This is a genomic window from Mesorhizobium loti (assembly GCF_013170705.1).
Taxonomy (GTDB): Bacteria; Pseudomonadota; Alphaproteobacteria; order Rhizobiales; family Rhizobiaceae; genus Mesorhizobium; species Mesorhizobium loti_D.
This window is the reverse complement of the sequence record NZ_CP033334.1, coordinates 5,277,447-5,293,518: the sequence shown is the minus strand read 5'-3', so window position 1 is coordinate 5,293,518 and position 16,072 is coordinate 5,277,447. Positions and strand designations below refer to the sequence as shown.

Here is a 16,072-nt window from a genome sequence, read left to right as displayed (position 1 = left end):
GGCAGGACAGAGAGGGCCGCGGTCCCCGCCAACCTATCGGGCCAACCTATCGGGCCGACTTGTCTCGACGTCCTACCGCCTGACGACCTTCGGTTCCTCCCAGCCATAAAGCCAGTCGAGATCGGTTGCGAGCTTCTCCGCCGGCCGCGTCGCCAGCACCAGGTTGCGGGCCAGCGCCACCGGGCCCCGGGCATGCCAGGCAAGCCGGTTGAGGGCGCCGCGCCTAAGCACCTTCTCCACGCGCGGCCGCCGCAGATTCTCCCAGATGCTGAGGCCCTGTCGCGGATCGGCGGGGAAGTCGGCGACCAGAGTGGCAAGCGTCGCGGCATCCTCGATCGCCATCGCCGCGCCCTGTGCCGCGAATGGCGTCATCGCATGCGCGGCATCGCCGATCAGCGCAATGCCGGCCGGCGTTGTCCAGGGCTGTTTCCGTTCGACGGTATGCAGCGGCCAGGTCAGCCATGGGCCAGCCATTTCCACCAGCTTCACGAGTCCTGGCGCGGTGCCGCGCATGGCGGCGGCGAGGATGCCGAGATCGGCATGGCCGGACCAGCCCTCGGCAATGCGCTCGCCCTTGGTGAAGGCGACGAGGTTGAATGCGTCGCCCTTGCTGACCGGATAGGCGACCATGTGGAAACCCGGATGCAGGAAAGTCGTGACGCAATCGGCTGCGCCGATCGCGGCGAAGGCCTGCCCGGCGCTGCTGTCGGCCGCGACGGTGGTGCGCCAGGCCAACTCTCCCGAAAAACGGGTTCCTGGCGATGCCATCCTTTTTGCATCGACAAGCCCGCGCACCGCCGACCAGACGCCATCGGCGCCGATCAGCAAGGAGCCCTGTTCCTCCGCCGTCTTGCCGCCGATTTCGACGGTCGCCGTGACACCATGGCTGCCAGTCGCAATTCCTTGGACGCGCGCCCCGAGGGTGAGATGGATATCAGGCATCTCGGCAACACGCGCCATCAGCGCGCTCTGCAGGTCGGCCCGGTGCGCGACGAGATAGGGAGCGCCCCAATGGTCTTCTCCCGACTGCCCCAACGGCACATGCGCCAATGCGCGCAACGTCCTTGCATCCTTCAGCACCACGGCCTCCGGCCGCACCGCCGCCGGCAACAGCCGGTCGAGTACGCCGAGGTCACGCAGGATGCTTGTCGCGTTGGGGGAAAGCTGCAGGCCGGCGCCTACGGCTTCCAGGCGTGGCGCCTGCTCGAACACCCGCACGAGGTAGCCGCGTCTGGCAAAAGCAAGGGCCGAGGTCAGCCCGGCGACGCCCGCTCCGGCGATGACGATTTGCCGGGAGCGCGGGTCCTCCATCAGGTCCGTCGCGAAGGAATCAGGCGGCCTGGTCGATGTAGAGGCAGCCGGCAGGCAGCGTTTCCGTCGCCTTCAGCTTCGGCGAATAGCGGTAGAGCGTCGAACAATAGGGGCAGACCTTCTCATTGTCGTCGCCCATGTCGAGAAACACATGCGGGTGATCGAAAGGCGGGTTGGCGCCCGTGCACATGAATTCCCTGACGCCGATGTCGATCGCCGGATGGCCCGCATCGTTCTGGAAATGGGGAATGGAACCGCCTGCCATCGTCGTCTCCTTAACGCAGTCTCGCATGCATCTGGATCATAACAGGTCTCTTTGCAAGATCGATGAAATGAAACTGTCGCAAAAGCCTGTCAGAGGATAAGTTAAGCCGGTTAACCGGCTGAGCGGTGGAAAGAGCAGGAACCATGAACGAACTGAAGCCGGTGCAGAGCGAATTCATCAATGTCGAAGCGGCGAGCCCGGAAGGCGGCAATCCCGATCGTTTCGTCAATCGCGAGTTTTCCTGGCTGCAGTTCAATCGCCGCGTGCTCGAGGAATCGCTGAACACCCATCATCCGCTACTGGAGCGCGTTCGTTTCCTGTCGATCTCGGCTGCCAATCTCGACGAATTCTTCATGGTGCGGGTCGCCGGCCTCGCCGGCCAGGTCCGCGAGGGCATCGTGCTGAAGAGCCCTGATGGCCGCACTCCCGAACAGCAGCTCGAACAGCTGCTGCGCGAGGTCGAACGGCTGCAGGAAGACCAGCAGAAGAGCCTTTCGGCGCTGACTGTGCTGCTCAACAAGGAAGGCATCGAGACGATCACCCGCGACGCTCTGACCAAGGACGAGAAGGTCTGGTTGGAAGAGCATTTCCAAGACCAGGTGTTTCCGGTGCTCACCCCGCTGTCGATCGACCCGGCGCACCCGTTCCCGTTCATTCCCAATCTCGGCTTCTCGATGGCGCTGCAGCTCCGCCATCGCAAGAACGGCGAGGAGATGAGCGCGCTCCTGCGCCTGCCAGTGGCGCTGAAGCGCTTCATCCGTCTTCCGGATCGCAAGCACCATGTCCGCTTCATCCCGCTGGAGGAGGCGGTCGGCCTCTATATCGGCAAGCTGTTCCCCGGCTACGAGGTCAAGGGTTCAGGCACGTTCCGCATCATCCGCGACAGCGATATCGAGGTCGAGGAAGAATCGGAAGATCTGGTGCGCCTGTTCGAGACGGCGCTGAAGCGCCGTCGTCGCGGGTCGGTGATCCGCATCGAGTTCGACAGGCTGATGCCTGGCGAATTGCGCGATTTCGTGGCCAGCGAACTCGGCGTCTCATCGAGCCGCATCAGCGTCCTGACCGGGCCGCTGGCGCTCAGCCAGATCTCGGAGATCGTCGCCGTTCCACGCGACGACCTCAAATTCACGCCCTACAATCCGCGCTTTCCCGAGCGCATCCGCGAGCATGGCGGCGATTGCTTTGCCGCCATCCGCGAGAAGGACATCATCGTCCACCACCCCTACGAATCCTTCGACGTGGTGGTGCAGTTCCTGCGCCAGGCAATGGCCGATCCCGAAGTGGTGGCGATCAAGCAGACGCTTTACCGCACCTCCAATGACAGCCCGATCGTGCGCGCGCTGGTCGACGCGGCGGAGGCCGGCAAGTCGGTGACCGCACTGGTCGAGCTCAAGGCGCGCTTCGACGAGGAAGCCAACATCCGCTGGGCGCGCGACTTGGAGCGCGCCGGCGTGCAGGTCGTGTTCGGTTTCCTCGAGCTGAAGACGCATGCCAAGATGTCGCTGGTGGTTCGGCGCGAGGATGGCAAGCTGCGCAATTACGTGCATCTTGGCACCGGAAACTACCATCCGGTCACCGCGCGCATCTACACCGACCTGTCCTTTTTCACCACGGACCCGACGATTGCGCGCGACGTCGCGCAGCTGTTCAATTTCATCACCGGCTATGCCGAACCGACCGCCGAAATGCGGCTGGCGATCTCGCCGTTCACGCTGCGGAACCGCATCCTGCAGCACATTTCCGACGAAGTCGCCCATGCTCTGGAAGCAAGGCCGGCGCGCATCTGGATGAAGATGAACGCCCTTGTCGACCCGATCATCATCGACGCCCTCTATGATGCCAGCCGCGCCGGTGTCGAGATCGACCTCGTCGTGCGCGGCATCTGCTGCCTGCGGCCGCAGGTGCCTGGCCTGTCCGAAAACATCAGGGTCAAATCGATCGTCGGCCGCTTCCTGGAGCACAGCCGTATCTATTGCTTCGGCAACGGCCATGGCCTGCCGTCGGACGAGGCGATCGTCTACATCTCCTCGGCCGACCTCATGCCGCGCAACCTCGACCGTCGCGTCGAGACCATGGTGCCGATCACCAATCCAACTGTGCATGAACAGGTACTCGGCCAGATCATGCTGGGCAACATCATGGACAATCAGCAAAGTTTCGACGTATTGGCTGATGGAACCTCCCGGCGCGTGGTGCTGGAGGAGGGCGAGGAACCGTTCAACGCGCAGGAATATTTCATGACCAATCCGAGCCTGTCCGGACGGGGTGACGCGCTGAAGTCGCATGCGCCCAAACGCATTGCGCAGTTCAAGCGCCGCAAGAAGAACGCCGCAGCGTCCACCTGATGCTGTCTGATTCCCAGGGCCGGCTGCAGGACCGCCGACCGCTGTCCATCATCGACATCGGGTCGAATTCGATCCGCCTCGTTGTCTATGAAGGGCTGGCGCGCTCGCCGACCATGCTGTTCAACGAAAAGATGCTGGCCGGTCTTGGCCGCGGCATCGTTTCGACCGGCAAACTCGACCCCGAGGCGGTGACGCGCTCGATGGAAGAGTTTCGCCGCTTTCGCGCGCTGTCCGATCAGGCCGGCGCCGAGCATATGTATGTCTTGGCCACCGCCGCCGCGCGCGAGGCAATCAATGGTCCCGATTTCATCCATCGGGCCGAGGACGTACTCAAGACCGAGATCCGGGTGATCAGCGGGCGCCAGGAAGCCTACTATTCGGCGCTCGGCGTTATTTCCGGCTTCCATCCGGCCAATGGCATCGCCGGCGATCTGGGCGGCGGCAGCCTCGAACTGGTCGACGTCAGTGGCGAGGCGATCGGTGACGGCATAACGCTGCCGCTCGGTGGCCTGCGCCTGCAGGACATGGCGAAGAACTCGCTCACCCAGGCGCAGAAGATCGCGCGCGAAGAGCTTGCGCGGGCCAAGCTGTTGAAGGGCGGGCAGGGCAGGCCCTTCTACGCCGTCGGCGGCACCTGGCGAAACCTCGCCCGGCTGCACATGGAGATGACCAACTACCCGCTCGGCGTCATGCACCACTACGAGATATCGGCCGACAGTGCGGCGAACTTTCTCAAGCAGGTGGGCAAGGCCGAGATCGAGAAGGTCAAGGGCATCGAAGGCGTCTCGAAGAATCGCCGTTCGCTGCTGCCCTACGGCGCCATCGTGCTGCAGGAGATCATGGCGGCGATGCAGCCGTCGAAGATCATCGTCTCGGCGCTCGGTGTGCGCGAAGGCTTCCTCTATTCGTTGCTCGACGAGGCGGAGCAGAGGGCGGATCCGTTGATTTCGGCGTCCGAGGAGCTTGCCCGGTTGCGTTCGCGCTCTTTCACCCATGCGCATGAACTGGTCGACTGGACGGCCAAATCCTTCGCCGCCTTCGGTATCGACGAGACCGAGGACGAGGCGCGCTACCGCCATGCCGCCGCACTGCTGGCCGACATCGGCTGGCGCGCGCATCCCGAGTATCGCGGCAGGCAATCGCTCAACATCATTGCCCATGCCTCTTTCTTCGGCGTCGACCATCCGGGCCGTGCCTTCCTGGCGCTGGCCAACGCCTATCGTCACGACGGCATCTTCAACGAATCCATCGCGCCGGAAATCAAGGCGCTGGCGACGCCGCGCTACCTCGAGCGTGCCCGGGTGCTGGCGGCGATGATGCGTGTCGTCTATCTGCTGACCGCCTCGATGCCCGGCATCATGCCCAGGCTGAAATGGGAGCAGCGCGCCAATGGTGTGCTGGCGCTGGTGTTGCCGGCCTCGCTCTCCGACCTCTACGGCGAGCGGCCGGCCGGCCGGCTGGCGCAGCTGGCGCGGATCACCAACCGCAGGCTGGTGCTGGCGGTGGAAGGCGGGCCAAGCGTTTCGGTGAAATGAACACGGCCTGATAGCAGACCGTGTCTTACCTGATTCAAGCGGGTATTGGACTGCCGGTGGTGATCAGTCGTCTTGGGCCTCGCGATTGTGGATCGGCTTCCCCCAATCGGTCGCTGCTTTGCAGCGCCACCTTTCCCCCTCCGGAGGGAAAGGAAGGGAGTCCCGTTGGAGAAGCGTTGGCGGCAATAGGCTCGTGCCCTTCCTCTACCCCGTCGATCGGGGGAGAGGTGGCTCGGCGAAGCCGCGACGGAAGTGGCGGTCGACCAGCTCGGGCGCGTTTAAGCAAAGATGTTAAACCGCAGCGCGCCCATCGGCCGACCAGGCTCCGGCGCCGGCCATGGCCAGCGCCAGGAAGCCGCCCGAGATCGCAATGTCCTTCATCAGCATCTGCTGGTGCAGGAAGGCGAGCGTCGCATCGTCGGCACCCTGGCCGTAATGGCCGATGAAGCCGGCAACGACGCAGAAGGCCGCCAGCAGCAGCGCCACGATCCGGGTCTGGAAGCCGACGAGGATCAGCAATCCGGCGATCAGCTCGAACAGGCCCGTGCCCCAGGCGGCAAGCGCCGGCAGCGGCAGGCCGAGGCCGGCGAAATAACTGGTCGTGCCGGCAATGTTGGCGAGGGCCTGGAAGCCGGACGGTACGAACAGCACGGCAAACAGCAATCGCGAAACCAGAAGCAATGCGTTGCGGGTCATGGCCACCTCCCTTGCCGGCGCCCGGTCGGGCTTAAACTGGTCGCGGCGCAGTTTACGCCTGCGAAGCCAGAGCCGAAACCGAACTGCCTATTCCAGACAACGAAAAAGCGGCACGGAAAATTCCGCGCCGCTTTTGGCCAGGCCCTTGGGAGGTTTCAGCCGCGTTTGGCGTCGATCGAATAGGCGCCAGCGCCGAGCACTGCCAGAAGCAGGAAGCCGCCGGTCAGGCCGAGGTTCTTCTGCAGCATCAGCAACTGCATCTGGTCGCCGAAGTTGAGATGCGCGACGGCGGTCGCGGCGAGCGTGAAGATTGCGAGCGCGATCGCCACGATGCGGGTCTGGAAGCCGACCAGGATGGCGAGGCCGCCAAAGAATTCGAGCAGGCCGGAACCCACGGCGGCAGCTGTCGGCAACGGCAGGCCAATGCTGCCGAACCACTGCGCGGTGGCGGAAATCGCAGTCAGCTTGGCAAAGCCGGAAAGGATGAACAGGATCGACAAAAGGACGCGGCCGACAAGGATCGTGGTAGAGGCGTTGGATGCGGTGCCGGCGCCGGCGGCGGAAGTGTTGATGGACATGGTGGCTCTCCGAATGGGTTGAATGACCCAAGAGATAGACGATGCAGACTGTTCACCAAAGCCGCCTATGTGGCGACACATTGTTCACAGCCTGTACATTTCCGTGATCGGGCAAGAAGCGCGAAATTCGTGTCGAACGGTGCCGCGACGGGAGTAAATTCTCCCGCCGAAAACAGCTTATCCCGGATGCGTCATGTCCTCCGGCCGGACCAGCCGGTCGTAGTCAGCCTCGCTGACCAGCCCGGTGGCCAGTGCTTCCTCGCGCAGCGTGGTGCCCTTCTTGTGCGCCGTCTTGGCGATCTTGGCGGCGTTGTCGTAGCCGATGGTCGGGGCCAGCGCCGTCACCAGCATCAGTGAGCGGTCGAGCGCCGCCTTGATGTTGTCCTCGCGGGCCTCGATGCCGACGACGCAATTGTCGGTGAAGGAAACCGACGCGTCGGCGAGGAGCTGCACCGACTGCAGGAAGTTGTAGGCCATCAGCGGATTGTAGACGTTGAGTTCGAAATGGCCCTGGCTGCCGGCGAAGGTCACCGCGGCGTTGTTGCCGAACACCTGCACGCAGACCTGTGTCATCGCTTCGCACTGCGTCGGGTTGACCTTGCCGGGCATGATCGAGGAGCCGGGCTCGTTCTCCGGCAGCGACAATTCGCCAAGCCCAGAGCGTGGGCCGGAGCCGAGGAAGCGGATGTCGTTGGCGATCTTGAACAGCGCGGCGGCGGCCGCGTTGATGGCGCCGTGCGAGAACACCATGGAATCGTGGGCGGCAAGCGCCTCGAACTTGTTCGGCGCGGTGACGAAGGCGATGCCGGTGATGGCGGCGATGCGATCAGCCACCCGCTCGGCGAAGCCGACAGGCGCATTGAGCCCGGTGCCGACGGCGGTGCCGCCCTGCGCCAGTTCCTGCAGGCCGGGCAGCGTCATTTCGATGCGCTTGATCGAGGAGGCGACCTGCGCCGCATAGCCGGAAAATTCCTGGCCGAGGGTGAGGGGAGTAGCATCCTGCGTGTGCGTGCGGCCGATCTTGATGATGTGATTGAAGGCCTTGGCCTTGGCGTCCAGCGCCTTGTGCAGGTGCTTCAGCGCCGGCAGCAAATCGTGCACGATGCGCTCGGCGCAGGCAATGTGCATGGCCGTCGGATAGGTGTCGTTCGACGACTGGCTCATATTGACGTGGTCGTTGGGATGCACCGGCTTCTTCGATCCCATCACGCCGCCGAGCATCTCGATCGCCCGGTTGGAGATCACCTCGTTGGCGTTCATGTTGGACTGGGTGCCGGAGCCGGTCTGCCAGACCACCAGCGGGAAATGGTCGTTGAGCTTGCCGTCGATGACCTCTTGCGCGGCCGCGATGATCGGCTTGCCGATCGCCGGATCGAGCCGCTTCAGCTCCATGTTGGCTTCCGCCGCGGCGCGCTTGACGATGCCGAGCGCGCGCACGATCGAAGCCGGCTGCTTTTCCCAGCCGATCTTGAAATTGCCCAGGGAACGCTGCGCCTGCGCGCCCCAATAGCGGTCGGCTGCAACCTCGATGGGGCCGAACGTATCGGTTTCGGTTCTGGTCTTTGGCGTGCTCACGGCAAGTCTCCGGTCTGTCGATTTGGGCAAGGGCGTATCGCGTTGCACAATGGCCTTCAAGCGGAGATTGCGGGTGGCGCGGATGCAAATCGGTTGAAGATGAGTGCATTTCCCCTCTTCTCGCGCTCTCATCCCGCCGTATAGCCCCCATCCACCGGGAAGATCCCGCCGCTGGTCCACCCAGCCTCGTCGCTGGCGAGATAGACCGCCATCCCGGCAAGGTCCCCGGGCCGGCCGATGCGACCCAGCGGATAGCTACGTTCGACATAGGCCGTCAGCTCCGCCTTTGCCGCGGCTGGCAGGTTGTCGACGGTCTTGCGTCGCATGGCGGTGTCGACCGTGCCGGGCGCGATGGCGTTGACGCGGATGCCGCGCGGGCCGAGCTCGAAGGCAAGCGATCTGGTCAGCGAGTTCAACGCGCCCTTGGACAGGGAGTAGAGGCTGGACGGCCGCTTCGGGATCATCTTGTTGGCGAAATAGGAGGAGATGTTGATGACGGAGGCGCCGGCACCGAAATGCCGCAGCAGTCCCTGGGTAAGGAAGAACGCGGCTGTCACATTGAGCGCGAAGGAGTGCTGGAACTGCGCCTCGCTGACAGTCTCGAATGGCACGAGATAGGCGACACCGGCATTGTTGACGAGAACGTCGAGCGGCCGGCCGGAAGCTTTCACGTGTTCGGCAACCGCTGCGATGCCGCGGCTTGTGGCAAGGTCGGCCGACAACGTCTCCACGGTTCTCCTTGGACCGGCAGCCGCCAGTTTGTCGCGCGCGGTTTCGAGTTTGCCGGCGTCGCGGCCGACGATCAGGACATCGGCGCCGTCGCGCAGAAACGCCTCGGCGATTGCCAGGCCGATGCCGTCCGAGCCGCCGGTCACCAGCGCATGCTTGTCTTGAAGCCTCATCTGGCGCTCCGAAGTCATGGGTCAGGCCAGAGCACCGCATGGTCGCGGCCCAGGTCAAGCCGCGGGCCTATCGCACGGTATGAACTTCGTCAGGTGCCAACGCCGGGATTGTCCGCCCTTGCATCCGCCGCGCCAAAGGGATAGCCGCGTTGATCGAAAACAGGCTGCGGCGAGCGTCTTTTTGAAAATGGCACCACTCAAGAACGGACCGAGAGCGCTTCCCATGGCTGTCGATGTCGTCGAGGTTGGCAGGCGCTTTCTGCCTGGGCTCAATCGCGGCGAGATCCACTGCCGTTTCGAAGGCGGGACGCTCAAGGTGCGCTCCCGCGCTGCCTGGCTTGAGCGGCACGTGCAGGTCCTGACCTTGATCGCCGAGGCATTGGCGTCCCTGGATGTCGAAAGCCTGCCGCCCTTCTATATGCTGCTCGGCGACACGCCGTCGCGCAGAAGGCATCGCTATTTCCGCACGCGCTTTGCCTTCTCTCAAGCCGACGGCTATGGCGAGGTGGCCGCGCCTGATTTCGTTTTCGATGGCTGGCCGGACGCGAAGTTCGACGATTACGACCGGAAGACGCGGGCGATGGCTGCCGCCTCGGAAGAGCCGCCGCGCGATGACAGATTGTTCTGGGCGGGGCGCTGCATGAACCATGCTCGCCAGGCGATAGTCGAGATTGCAAAGGCGCGGCCGGATCTGCTTGAGGCCTACGACACCGAGCCGAACTACAACACCAACATCAATCGGTATTCCGCGACTTTCAAGACAATGGAAGACCAGGTCGCCACCTACAGGTACATGATCGATATCGAGGGCGCGGGCTACAGTGGCCGCTTCAAGATGTTGCTCCACACCAAGCGGGTCGTGCTGTTGCAGGATCGGCCGTGGCGCGAGTGGTTCTTCGACGATATCGAACCGTTTCGCCACTATGTCCCGGTGGCGCGCGACCTGTCCGATCTGGCCGAACGCATAGAGTGGCTGCGCGCCAATCCGAAACTGGAGGCCGAGATAGCCGCGGAGGCGCAGGATTTCGCCCGGACCCGCCTGACGCGGGCGGCAGCGGTGGCGGCCTGGGCGAGGCTCCTGAAGGATCACGCCGCCGCCGGTGGCAATCTGAAATCCGGCCTTGAGCGGCGCAAGCGCGCGACCGGCTGGCCGCCCTGACGGCGGGCCGTTCATTCGGCATGGAATTCGGCCTGGCCGTAGGCCGGGGCCGGCCTACGCGTTGACGGTCGCAGGCTGGTACATGGCCAGCCGCGCGGCAACGAAATCCTTGACCTGGCGGATAGCCTGTTCGCGCGACACGCTGCCCGGCTCCAGGCCGAGCCGCAGCCAAAGCCCGTCGATCAGTGAGGTGACGCCAAGCGCGATGTCATCGGCAACCTTGGGGGAGGTGAGGCCGTGCAGGCCGGACAACAGGTTCGAGCGCATGCGCGCGTGAAGCACCTTCTGGATCCGCGCCAGCTTCTCGTCGCGCGGCACCTCGGCGCAGAGCGAAAGCCAGGCATGGCAAAGCGATGGTTGGAACAGATGCTCCTCGAAATTGCCATCGATCACCGCATCAAGGCGTTCCCTTGGCGTGCGCGCCTGGCGAAGCCGGGCGACCACAGCGTCGCGCAGCACGGCGTTTGCTTCCCGCATCGCATGTTCGAACAATTCCTGCTTGTTGCGGAAATAATGCAGCACGATGCCCTTGGAGGCGCCGGCATGGGCGGCAACCTTTTCCAAAGTCGCGCCGGCAATGCCTTCGCGCTCCAGTACCGCGAAAGCGGCTTGCCGCAACTCCTTGCGGCGTATGTCACCGAGACGCTTGAGTTTCACGGGTTCGATCCAGGCATTGCGAATCCACGTTGACATCTTCGTCCGTCTAGATCAACTATTGACCAGTGGGACAATAAAAAGACCAGCCGGTCAATTTAGGACAAGAGGAGAACCGAAATGTTGCGAGCCCTTGCAAATGGCGTGTGCCTTGCCGCTTTGGTGCTGGCGTCTCAAGCGGCCCGGGCGGCAGAGGCAGAAGAGTGCAAGACCGTTCGCATGGCCGAGCCTGGCTGGAACGATCTCGCCTTCACCACAGGAGTGGCCAACGTCCTGCTGCATGCGCTGGGTTACCAGTCGCAGAGCGAAGTGCTCGGCATCAACGTCATCTACGAGGGCATGAAAAACAGGGATCTCGACCTGTTCATGGGTTACTGGGATCCGGCGATGGTCACCTATTACGAGCCCTACAAGAAGGACGGCTCGATCGAGAATGTCCGCGTCAATCTTGTCGGCGCCAAATACACCTTCGCCGTACCGACTTATGTCTGGGAGGCCGGGGTCAAGGACGTTTCCGACCTGCACAAATTCGCCGACAAGTTCGGCAAGAAAATGTACGGCATCGAACCCGGATCCAATCAATTGATGATGGACGCCATCGCCGATCCGGCCTTCGGCCTTGACGGCTGGCACGTGGTCGAGTCGAGCGAAGCGGGTATGCTCTCGGAGGTCGGCTATGAGATCAAGGAGAAGCAGTTCATCGTCTTTCAGGGCTGGGCCCCGCATCCGATGAACACCATGTACGATTTCAAATATCTGACCGGTGGCGACAAGTTCTTTGGCCCGAACTTCGGCGCCGCGACGGTGACGACGCAGGTGCGCAAGGGCTATCTGCAGCAATGCCCCAATGTCGCGCAGTTCCTGAAGAATCTCGTCTTCGACATTGATTTCGAGAATGTCGGAATGGGCTACCTGATCAATGACGGCATGAAGCCGGAGGACGGGGCACTGAAGGCGATCACGCTGAACAAGGACCGCCTCGACGCCTGGCTCGCCGGCGTCACCACCTTCGACGGCAAGCCCGGCCTTGCCGCGGTCAAGGAGAAGCTCGGCCTGTGACGGCGGTCGAACCGAAGGCGACACCGGCCGCGGAGCAGGACTCCTGGGCCGGTCGCAAGCAATTCGTCAATCCCGGCGGCCTCGAGATCGCCTACGTCGAGATATCGGGCGCCGAGCCGGCGCTGGTTCTGGTGCATGGCTTCACCGACACCAGCCGCAGCTTTTCGCTGCTGGCGCCGCACCTGGCCGGCCGGCGGCTGATCATGCCCGACCTGCGCGGCCATGGCGCTTCGCCAGCGGGCAAGGGTTGCGGCATTACCGACTTCGCCGATGATATTGCGGGCCTGATCCGGCATTTGCGGCTCCATCGGCCCGTTGTGGTCGGCCATTCGCTGGGCGCCATGGTGGCCGTCGCTCTGGCTGCGCGATACGCCGAGCTCCCAGGGGGGCTGGTGGTCATGGCAGGCACGTTGAAGCCCGATTTCGCACACGATCATCCGCTTGTCGCGGGTGTTCAGGCCCTGCGTGACCCGATATCGCCGGCCGATCCGTTCTATGACTGGTGGCATGCCTGCCGGCCCGATGTACCCCAGCCGTTCCTAGCCGGCCTGGCGAAAGACGCATCGGCGATGCCCGCGGCGCGCTGGCGCGCCATTCTGGAAGAGATATGCCCGGCCGACCTGACCAGCGCGGCACAGGCAGTGCGGACCCGAACGCTGATCATCGCCGGTGCGTGCGACCCGCTGTTCGGCGAGGCGCACCAGGAGGCGCTGTTGCGCAGCCTGGCGGGGGCAAGACTCCTGCGTGCCGAAGCGTGTGGCCACAACCCGCATTGGGAGGATCCGGCCTTTGTCGCCGGGGCCATCATCGAGGCATTGGGAGCCTAGAGGCTCGGCCCGACCAACGACCGCGAAGTAGGCGACAGCCGCAAAGTCTCCGTTGGCTTGGTCAGGTCGAGCTCGGCCGCCTGCCAGAAGGCCCGCCAGTTCGGCGACGCGGCCAAGGCGGCTTCATGGCGGGCATGCGCCTCGCTGCCGTGGAAGCCGGTTACGGAAATGAAAACGTTTTCGCTCGTCCGCACCGGCAGGCGCGGAAAGCTGTTTTCGGCATGCTCCGTGACAAAAGCGGCGAGGAGGCGGACGCCTGGCGCCTTCATCATCGGTACCGCCTCGGCCTTGAAGCGGCTGGCGAAGTCGGTCTCCGCCCCTGGTCGCAGATGATGAATCCGGATGGCAACAATGCCAGCCAGGGGCTTGTTTTGAATCGGCTTTTCGCCCGTTGTCGAGGCGGCGCGCTGCGTGCCCGAAAGGTCGAAGGCGGCGCCCGGCCACGCCGGCTTCAGCAGCAACACGTCGTCGGAATCGATCATCGTCGCATTGGCCACGTCACGATGTGCCGCCCAGACCGACCCGCCGTAAAAGGTGGCCAGGGCCTCCTTGCGGGTGTCCATGCTTTCGAAGCCGCGCAGCCAGACGAACATGTCGGGACGGTCCAGGTCGCGAAACTGGCCGATGATGGTCATGCCAGTCGCCTCCTGGCTCTCGACGAACTCCCGGTCGAAAAGAGCAATCAGCGTTTCACGCTGCCCTGGCTTCAATGTGTATTGCCTCAACTCGACGATGGGCGAGGCGAGCACTTTCACGGGAAGGTCGAGGCGCGGATTCATCGGCAGTCTCCATAAACAGGATGATCATCCTGTTTATAAACAGACCGGTTGTCCTGTTTTGTCAACATGCTATGGTCCGGCAATGTCAGAAGAGATAATCACCCGATCAGGCCCCCGGCCTGGAAAGCGCGTCAACGACCCGGAGGGCATGCGCAGAAAAGTCCTCGATGTGGCCGAGGTCGTGTTTCAGGCACGCGGCTATCATGCTTCCAGCCTGGGTGACCTGATGGCGACGGCAGGGGTCAGCGGCGGCGCGTTGCATCACCATTTCCCGACCAAGAAGGCGCTTGCCCTGGCAGTGATCGAGGAGCGCGTGGCGGCGGCGGTCGAGCAGACATGGATCGCGCCGGTCAAGGCGGCGGCTTCGGCGCGCGACGGGGTGCGGGCCGTGTTTGAGGCCGTGGCGGCGGAACTGGACCAGCAGGGTTTCGTGCGGGGCTGTCCGCTCAACAATCTGGCGCACGAACTGTCGCTTGCCGATCCCGATCTGCGCGCTGCCCTTGCCGGCATTTTTGCGGCATGGCGTCAGGCGATCGCCGACAAGGTCAGCGCCGACCAGCGGGAGGGCAGGGAGCAGGGCACCGATCCCCAGCATTTTGCCGCACTTGCCATCGCCACCTATTCCGGCGCCATGTCGATGGCCAAGACGGCGCAGGACGCCGGCCCGTTGCGCGACTGCCTTGCGGCTTTGGAGCGCGGCGCCTCCCAGGTCGCACCGTCGCCGGGCGGGAGGCGACGTAGCAGGGTGCTGCGGCGGCATGGCACCATCTAAGGCGGGTGCACCGCTTCGCGGCGATGGACTGGCAAGCGCAACACTTGCAGACAGCAGAACCGCCAATGCCATGCCGGCAAGCGCGTTCTTCACGCCACCAGTTTCTTGAGGATGCAAGCGCAGGTAGAAGTGGCAGACGTTCATTGCGATGTCGATGCTCAAGGCAAGTGGCGATACTGCCGAAACTGGACGGACGGACGCCGCTTGTGCTGAAATTCCGGCATGATGACTCGCCATTCCCCTGTATTGCTTTCACGACGCGGCTTTCTGGTGCAGGCCGCGGGTCTTGCCGCGGCCGGCGCGCTTTCACGCCCGGCGCTCAGCCAGACCGGGCAGCGCATCCAGCCCATCGACGCCACCTTCCTGTTCATCGCCGATGTCCATGCCTGCCGCATGGCAAGCGGCCTGAGCCCCAACTGCCTGCAGGAAGGCAAGACCGACGCCGCGCTGTTGCGCAATGTCGCGGCACTGAATGCCATTGGCGACAAGGACTGGCCGGACGAGATCGATGGCGTCGCCACCCGCTTGCGTTCAGCGGGCCGCCGGATCGGCATGCCGTTCGGCCTTGTCATCGGCGGTGACATCACCGACGACGGCGGCGGCCAGATCACCCAGCCGAGCGAGGGTACGCAGCTGCTTCAATTCAGCCAGCGCTACAGCCAAGGGGTCGGCCCGGATCGCGTTCACATGCCGGTCTATATCGGGCTCGGCAACCACGATCTCGACCAGAACGGTCCGCCGCATCATGTCGACTGGTACCGGCGCGAACTGCGTGACTATGTCGAAGTCAACCATCGCGCCGGCGTGTTCTTCAAGCCGCCCGTGCCGGCCACCGACTACGATGTCGAGACTGACTGCTATTCGTGGGATTGGGGTGGCCTGCATCTCGTCCAGACGCATCGTTTCGCCGGCGATACCGGCCATGGTGCCGATAGCAGCCTGCCATGGCTCAAGCAGGATCTGGCGACCTACGCGGCGGATGGCCGTCCCGTCATCCTGTTCCAGCACTATGGCTGGGACACATTTTCGACGGAGCGGTGGGATCCCGCCAAGCGGACCTATGACGATGACGGCGCCGGTGCGCCGCACTGGTGGGGCGAGGCCGACAGACAGGCGCTGGTGGCAGTGCTGAAGGGGTACAATGTCATTGCCATCTTCCACGGCCATCAGCACGAGACCTCGCTGATCTACCGTCGTGACGGGCTCAACCTGTTCAAGCCAAAGGCTGCCTATATGGGAGGTTTCGCTCTGGCCAGGGTGACCAGCGATGGCATGGACGTGGTGCTGGGCGAGGCGACCGACGACCACGGCGAGATCGCTTTCACCAACGCTTTCAGCAAGGGCTGGAGCACATGAAAAAGGCGGCCCCGGGCCGCCGCCTTTTCCGACCTTCCCGATGCGGAATCAAAACGCCTTCCTGACCTTGTCCTTCACGTCGCCATAGGCCTTCTGCACCTTGCCCGTGACCTTGTCGGCCATGCCTTCGGCCTGGGCCTGCCAGTTGCCGGTGGCCTTGCCGGCTGCTTGCTTGATCGAGCCCTTGACCTGCCTGGCCATGCCGGCGACCTGATCCCTGTTCACCATTTCGCATCTCCTGGGATTTCGGGATTTTCAC

The 16,072-nt window shown here is 63.8% G+C and carries 16 protein-coding genes; 7 read left to right on the top strand and 9 right to left on the bottom strand.

Features of this window, described 5'->3' with window-relative positions; all coding sequences use genetic code 11:
• Positions 1–72 precede the first annotated feature (72 nt).
• On the bottom strand, positions 73–1,311 hold the full coding sequence (locus EB815_RS26125; protein WP_056563029.1) for an FAD-dependent monooxygenase: 1,239 nt from the start codon (positions 1,309–1,311) through the stop codon (positions 73–75).
• Positions 1,312–1,330: 19 nt separating this feature from the next.
• Positions 1,331–1,576: a zinc-finger domain-containing protein gene (locus EB815_RS26120; protein WP_056563026.1), complete on the bottom strand. Its 246-nt coding sequence runs from the start codon at positions 1,574–1,576 to the stop codon at positions 1,331–1,333.
• A gap of 143 nt (positions 1,577–1,719) precedes the next feature.
• Between EB815_RS26120 and EB815_RS26115 the strand changes: the two genes are divergently transcribed.
• Complete coding sequence (locus tag EB815_RS26115) at positions 1,720–3,921, top strand: RNA degradosome polyphosphate kinase (protein WP_056563022.1); 2,202 nt, start codon at positions 1,720–1,722, stop codon at positions 3,919–3,921.
• Entirely contained in the window at positions 3,921–5,456 is a 1,536-nt protein-coding gene (gene ppx, locus EB815_RS26110) for an exopolyphosphatase (RefSeq protein ID WP_056563019.1), read from the top strand. Before EB815_RS26115 ends, ppx begins: the two co-directional genes overlap by 1 nt.
• Positions 5,457–5,747: 291 nt before the next feature.
• On the opposite strand, the gene EB815_RS26105 is transcribed toward ppx, so the two are convergent.
• The 4 genes from EB815_RS26105 to EB815_RS26090 all read right to left on the bottom strand — a co-directional run bounded on the left by EB815_RS26105 (position 5,748) and on the right by EB815_RS26090 (position 9,207).
• Complete coding sequence (locus EB815_RS26105) at positions 5,748–6,152, bottom strand: DoxX family protein (protein WP_056563015.1); 405 nt, start codon at positions 6,150–6,152, stop codon at positions 5,748–5,750.
• Between the two features lie 155 nt (positions 6,153–6,307).
• Positions 6,308–6,730 carry a DoxX family protein gene (locus EB815_RS26100; protein WP_056563013.1) on the bottom strand — a complete coding sequence of 141 codons (423 nt, stop codon included), beginning with the start codon at positions 6,728–6,730 and terminating at the stop codon, positions 6,308–6,310.
• A gap of 177 nt (positions 6,731–6,907) precedes the next feature.
• Positions 6,908–8,305 (bottom strand): class II fumarate hydratase, encoded by a 1,398-nt coding sequence (fumC, locus tag EB815_RS26095; RefSeq protein ID WP_056565502.1) that lies wholly within the window; start codon positions 8,303–8,305, stop codon positions 6,908–6,910.
• 128 nt (positions 8,306–8,433) lie between these two features.
• Positions 8,434–9,207, bottom strand: coding sequence for an SDR family NAD(P)-dependent oxidoreductase (locus EB815_RS26090; protein ID WP_056563009.1), 774 nt, complete (start codon positions 9,205–9,207; stop codon positions 8,434–8,436).
• Between the two features lie 223 nt (positions 9,208–9,430).
• Between EB815_RS26090 and EB815_RS26085 the strand changes: the two genes are divergently transcribed.
• Entirely contained in the window at positions 9,431–10,366 is a 936-nt protein-coding gene (locus EB815_RS26085; RefSeq protein ID WP_056563006.1) for a glycosyl transferase family 90, read from the top strand.
• Between the two features lie 54 nt (positions 10,367–10,420).
• Here the strand turns inward: EB815_RS26085 and betI are convergent, their stop codons facing one another.
• Complete coding sequence (gene betI / locus EB815_RS26080; protein WP_081294693.1) at positions 10,421–11,059, bottom strand: choline-binding transcriptional repressor BetI; 639 nt, start codon at positions 11,057–11,059, stop codon at positions 10,421–10,423.
• 81 nt (positions 11,060–11,140) lie between these two features.
• Here betI and choX point away from each other — a divergent pair, with 81 nt between their 5' ends.
• A complete protein-coding gene (choX, locus tag EB815_RS26075; protein WP_056563001.1) occupies positions 11,141–12,079 on the top strand; it encodes a choline ABC transporter substrate-binding protein in 939 nt (312 codons plus the stop codon).
• Complete coding sequence (locus EB815_RS26070; protein ID WP_056562998.1) at positions 12,076–12,906, top strand: alpha/beta fold hydrolase; 831 nt, start codon at positions 12,076–12,078, stop codon at positions 12,904–12,906. The genes choX and EB815_RS26070 overlap by 4 nt, the downstream gene beginning before the upstream one ends.
• Here EB815_RS26070 and EB815_RS26065 read toward each other — a convergent pair.
• Entirely contained in the window at positions 12,903–13,685 is a 783-nt protein-coding gene (locus EB815_RS26065) for an NIPSNAP family protein (RefSeq protein ID WP_056562996.1), read from the bottom strand. The two genes, EB815_RS26070 and EB815_RS26065, sit on opposite strands and share 4 nt — an antisense overlap.
• Before the next feature lie 148 nt (positions 13,686–13,833).
• Here EB815_RS26065 and EB815_RS26060 point away from each other — a divergent pair, with 148 nt between their 5' ends.
• Together EB815_RS26060 and EB815_RS26055 are read left to right on the top strand one after the other, a co-directional pair.
• Entirely contained in the window at positions 13,834–14,457 is a 624-nt protein-coding gene (locus EB815_RS26060; RefSeq protein WP_056562993.1) for a TetR/AcrR family transcriptional regulator, read from the top strand.
• A 222-nt stretch (positions 14,458–14,679) separates the two neighbouring features.
• Positions 14,680–15,813: a metallophosphoesterase gene (locus EB815_RS26055; RefSeq protein ID WP_065004975.1), complete on the top strand. Its 1,134-nt coding sequence runs from the start codon at positions 14,680–14,682 to the stop codon at positions 15,811–15,813.
• Between the two features lie 48 nt (positions 15,814–15,861).
• Here EB815_RS26055 and EB815_RS26050 read toward each other — a convergent pair whose 3' ends face one another.
• Positions 15,862–16,041, bottom strand: a complete 180-nt coding sequence (locus EB815_RS26050; RefSeq protein ID WP_056562987.1) for a CsbD family protein — start codon at positions 16,039–16,041, stop codon at positions 15,862–15,864.
• Positions 16,042–16,072 lie beyond the last annotated feature (31 nt).

Excerpts from the sequence above, each read along its gene's own strand:
- EB815_RS26065 (WP_056562996.1), bottom strand. The coding sequence starts at position 13,685 with ATGAATCCGCGCCTCGACCTTCCCGTGAAAGTGCTCGCCTCGCCCATC.
- EB815_RS26100 (WP_056563013.1), bottom strand. The coding sequence starts at position 6,730 with ATGTCCATCAACACTTCCGCCGCCGGCGCCGGCACCGCATCCAACGCC.
- EB815_RS26120 (WP_056563026.1), bottom strand. The coding sequence starts at position 1,576 with ATGGCAGGCGGTTCCATTCCCCATTTCCAGAACGATGCGGGCCATCCG.
- ppx (WP_056563019.1), top strand. The coding sequence starts at position 3,921 with ATGCTGTCTGATTCCCAGGGCCGGCTGCAGGACCGCCGACCGCTGTCC.
- EB815_RS26050 (WP_056562987.1), bottom strand. The coding sequence starts at position 16,041 with ATGGTGAACAGGGATCAGGTCGCCGGCATGGCCAGGCAGGTCAAGGGC.
- EB815_RS26115 (WP_056563022.1), top strand. The coding sequence starts at position 1,720 with ATGAACGAACTGAAGCCGGTGCAGAGCGAATTCATCAATGTCGAAGCG.
- EB815_RS26055 (WP_065004975.1), top strand. The coding sequence starts at position 14,680 with ATGATGACTCGCCATTCCCCTGTATTGCTTTCACGACGCGGCTTTCTG.
- EB815_RS26060 (WP_056562993.1), top strand. The coding sequence starts at position 13,834 with ATGCGCAGAAAAGTCCTCGATGTGGCCGAGGTCGTGTTTCAGGCACGC.
- choX (WP_056563001.1), top strand. The coding sequence starts at position 11,141 with ATGTTGCGAGCCCTTGCAAATGGCGTGTGCCTTGCCGCTTTGGTGCTG.
- EB815_RS26090 (WP_056563009.1), bottom strand. The coding sequence starts at position 9,207 with ATGAGGCTTCAAGACAAGCATGCGCTGGTGACCGGCGGCTCGGACGGC.
- EB815_RS26105 (WP_056563015.1), bottom strand. The coding sequence starts at position 6,152 with ATGACCCGCAACGCATTGCTTCTGGTTTCGCGATTGCTGTTTGCCGTG.
- EB815_RS26085 (WP_056563006.1), top strand. The coding sequence starts at position 9,431 with ATGGCTGTCGATGTCGTCGAGGTTGGCAGGCGCTTTCTGCCTGGGCTC.
- EB815_RS26125 (WP_056563029.1), bottom strand. The coding sequence starts at position 1,311 with ATGGAGGACCCGCGCTCCCGGCAAATCGTCATCGCCGGAGCGGGCGTC.
- betI (WP_081294693.1), bottom strand. The coding sequence starts at position 11,059 with ATGTCAACGTGGATTCGCAATGCCTGGATCGAACCCGTGAAACTCAAG.